The following is a 3,920-nucleotide window of genomic DNA, read 5'->3' on the forward strand; positions in this document are numbered from 1 at the left end:
ATGAATCATTAGTCTCTAGTCATCGCTAATTGGTCATTGGTCATTGGTCTTTTGTTAATACCAGGAGACTTAATGTGGATCACAAAGGACTAAGGACAAAACTGACTAAGGACAAAACTGACTAAGGTGCAATCCTGCTGAAACACCAGGCGATCGCACCACCAATATGCAACCTCAACAAGCTCTTTTATGGGGACTTGGTAGAGCAATAACTATGGAGTACCCGGGGTTAGACTGTCGTTGTCTGGATCTAGACCCTAATGCTGGCGGGCAAGAAACCCTACAAGTCCTGGTTGAGGAAATCGTTGGCCATCCGGTGTCAAAGGGGAATGTATCGAACGATGCAGAAAATCAAATCCGCGCAGAAAATCAAATCCGCTATCGTCAAGGCGCGCGTCAAGTCGCAAGATTAACTCAAGCTAAGTTAGAAACCGATACCAAGTTAGTCCTTGAGAACCAGAGCAGTTATTTGATTACTGGTGGTTTAGGCGGTGTAGGATGGGAAATTGCCAAGTTTCTAGTACAGCAAGGTGCTAGGAATCTAGTGTTGACCGGACGTAATGCTCCATCAGAAACCGCTACCGAAAGCATTGAGCAGTTAGAAAAAGCAGGAGCGAACGTTTCCGTATTGTTGGGAGATGTATCCAAAGAAAAAGACATGGTTGATATTTTCCAACACATACAGACCTCATTGCCTCCACTCAAGGGCGTGATTCATGCGGCGGGAGTTATAGATGATGGGTTGTTGCAACAAATGAGTTGGCAGCAATTCACAAAAGTTACAGCGCCCAAAGTTGAAGGAACCTGGAATTTACATAAACTAACCAAAGATATACCATTAGACTTTTTTGTTTGTTTCTCATCCATAACGTCTGTATTGGGGAACCCCGGTCAAGGAAACTATGCAGCCGCTAATGCATTTATGGATGGGATTACCCAATATCGTCGGCACCTGGGATTACCCGGATTGAGTATTAACTGGGGAGGCTGGGCAAACGTAGGCATGGCAGCTCGGATGGAAACACAACAGCAAAGTCGCCTACAAAGCCAAGGTTTTCAGAGTATTCAACCAGAGCAAGGATTACAAGCTTTTGAAGAAGTATTGGCTGGTAATCAAACACAAATCGCTGTATTTCCTGTAGATTGGCCGCAGTTTTTAACTCAGTTTGGGTCGATAACTCCAGCATTGCTGTCTGATATAGCTAGCCAGTTTGACCTTCAGGCTCAAACAAATCACGGACCAAAACTACGCGAGTTTCTGGAAGAACTCAACAGAACAACAAAAGAACAGCGACAACGACTAATTATTGATTACCTGGTAAGTACGGTTGCCAAGATTTTAAGGCGAAGTAAAACTGATTTGCCAGACCCAGAAGAAGGATTTTTTAACCTCGGAATGGATTCCCTGATGGCTGTTGACTTATCTCGAAGGATACAGGCGGATTTAGGTATTTCCTTATCGTCAACTTCTACCTTTGAGTATCCAAATATTCAGTCATTAGTCGATTATCTAGAAGAACTAATTCCGTCATCGGATGATACCCAAGCAGAATCTGAAACACCAGAGGTCACGATAAATTCTGAAGATCTACTTTCAGGAATTAGTCAGCTTTCCGAAAATGAAATGGAGCAAGCGCTTGACGAAGCCCTGACTGAACTTGATCTACTTCTATAGGTAAGCTGGTAGGGGTTTGGTTGCCAAGTCCCTATTATAGGTAACAGGACACGAGGAATAAATATGGAACCCAGCTCCCAAACAACCCAACTCTCAAATCAGCAACGTCTTCTATTAAAAGTTAAACAAGCAACTGCTAAACTCAAGGAAATAGAAACAGCAGCTACTGAGCCAATAGCCATTATTGGAATTGGCTGTCGTTTTCCCGGTGGTGTTGATAGTCCTGAAACTTACTGGAAATTTCTCAAAGAGGCAAAGGATGTCAGGAGAGAGATTCCGCAAGAGCGATGGGATATTGATCGCTACTACAATTCCACTACCGATATTCCCGGCAAAATATACGTTCGTCACGGTTATTTTCTCCAACAACCAATAGACCAATTCGAACCGGCATTTTTTGGAATTTCTGGTATAGAAGCAGCTAAAATAGATCCCTCGCAAAGGCTGCTTTTAGAAGTGACTTGGGAAGCATTGGAAAATGCAGGCATCTCGCCCAGGAGTTTGAAAAACACCGATACTGGAGTATACATTGGTCAGTGTTTTAATGATTATGCAATTATTGGGATAAATTCATTACCTGGAAATTTAGCTGATTTTTATTTGGGAACGGGCAGTTCTCAATGTTTTTCAGCAGGTCGAGTTGCATACGTTTTTGGGTTGCAAGGACCGAGTTTCTCCCTAGACACGGCCTGTTCCTCTTCTTTAGTTACCTTACATTTAGCCTGCCAAAGTTTGCGCTCTAGGGAGTCTAATCTAGCCCTAGTAGGAGGGGTAAACTTGATGCTTCATCCCAATGTTACTCATTTATTTTGTAACGGGAGAGCGCTATCACCCGATAGTCGGTGTAAAACCTTTGATGCAAGTGCTGATGGTTATGCCCGTGGAGAAGGTTGTGGAGTCGTTGTACTGAAACGTCTTAGGGATGCGATAGCAGATAGGGATCGAATTTTAGCACTTGTCAGAGGTTCGGCAATTAACCATGATGGACCAAGTAGTGGTCTGACAGTTCCCAATCAGCAGGCTCAGAAAAAGGTAATTCGTCAAGCATTGAAAAATGCGAAATTAGACCCGTTACAGGTTGACTACATTGAGTGTCACTGTACCGGGACTTCTCTGGGAGATCCTCTGGAGGTAAAAGCACTCGATCAAGTCTATTGTCAAGAAAGAAGTAAGGAACAATCTCTGATTTTAGGAGCAGTCAAAAGCAATATTGGGCACTTGGAGGCAGCAGCGGGAGTAGCGGGTTTGATTAAGGTTGTCCTAGCCCTTCAGAATCAAGAGATTCCGGCGAATCTACACTTCAATCAGCCCAATCCTCAGATAGATTGGGATCGAATACCGGTCAAGGTACCGATAACAGCCTTTCCTTGGAAAAAAGGAGAAAAACCTCGTTTGGCTGGACTCAGCGGATTTGGGATGAGCGGAACGAATGCTCATGTAATCTTAGAAGAAGCACCCGTTCAAGTTAAAAATCAAAATTCAAAATTCAAAAGTGAAGAGGTTTTAGAACGTCCAGTTCATTTTCTAACCCTGTCAGCGAAAACAGAAGAAGCGCTCTCGCAGTTATTGACAAGTTATTACCACCATCTGAAGAAGCATCCAGAATTGAACATAGGAGATGTTTGTTACACTGCTAATGTGGGGCGATCGCATTTCCAGCATCGCCTCGCCATTGTCACCAAATCAACAAAACAGTTAGAGGAACAATTAAAGGCGGCAGAAACTAGACAGGAAACACCAGGAGTGATAGAGGCTCAAAAGATTGGTCGCAAGCATCCCCAAGTGGCATTCCTCTTCACCGGTCAAGGTTCCCAGTATCTGAATATGGGAAGGCAATTGTATGAAACTCAACCTACTTTTCGTCACGCTTTAGATCAATGTGATCAAATCCTACGTCCGGATCTGGAAAATCCGCTTTTAGAAGTACTTTATCCTCAAGAAGAACAAAACTCAAGTTCCTCTTTCCTAGACCAAACCGCCTATACCCAACCGGCACTGTTTGCTATTGAGTATAGTTTGCTCAAGTTATGGTTTTCTTGGGGCATTAAACCAAATATGGTGATGGGCCATAGTGTGGGAGAATATGTGGCAGCTTGTGTGGCAGGAGTTTTCAGTCTTGAAGATGGTTTGAAGTTAATTGCCATGCGGGGGCGGTTAATGCAGCAGTTGCCTGCTGGTGGCAAGATGGTATCGTTGTTGGCATCGGAGGAGCGGGTCAAAAAGGCGATCGCGGACTATAGTTCCC

Annotated in this window: 2 protein-coding genes; both read left to right on the forward strand. The window is 43.9% G+C overall.

Annotated elements, in window-relative coordinates; translation table 11 throughout:
• Window positions 1-214: 214 nt before the first annotated feature.
• A complete protein-coding gene (locus tag F6K37_RS34215) occupies window positions 215-1,675 on the forward strand; it encodes a beta-ketoacyl reductase (protein WP_287255230.1) in 1,461 nt (486 codons plus the stop codon).
• A 63-nt stretch (window positions 1,676-1,738) separates the two neighbouring features.
• Window positions 1,739-3,920, forward strand: a 2,182-nt coding sequence (locus F6K37_RS34220; RefSeq protein WP_287255231.1) for a type I polyketide synthase, incomplete at its 3' end; no start/stop codon positions are given.

The organism is Moorena sp. SIO4E2 (assembly GCF_010671945.1).
Taxonomy (GTDB): Bacteria; Cyanobacteriota; Cyanobacteriia; order Cyanobacteriales; family Coleofasciculaceae; genus Moorena; species Moorena producens.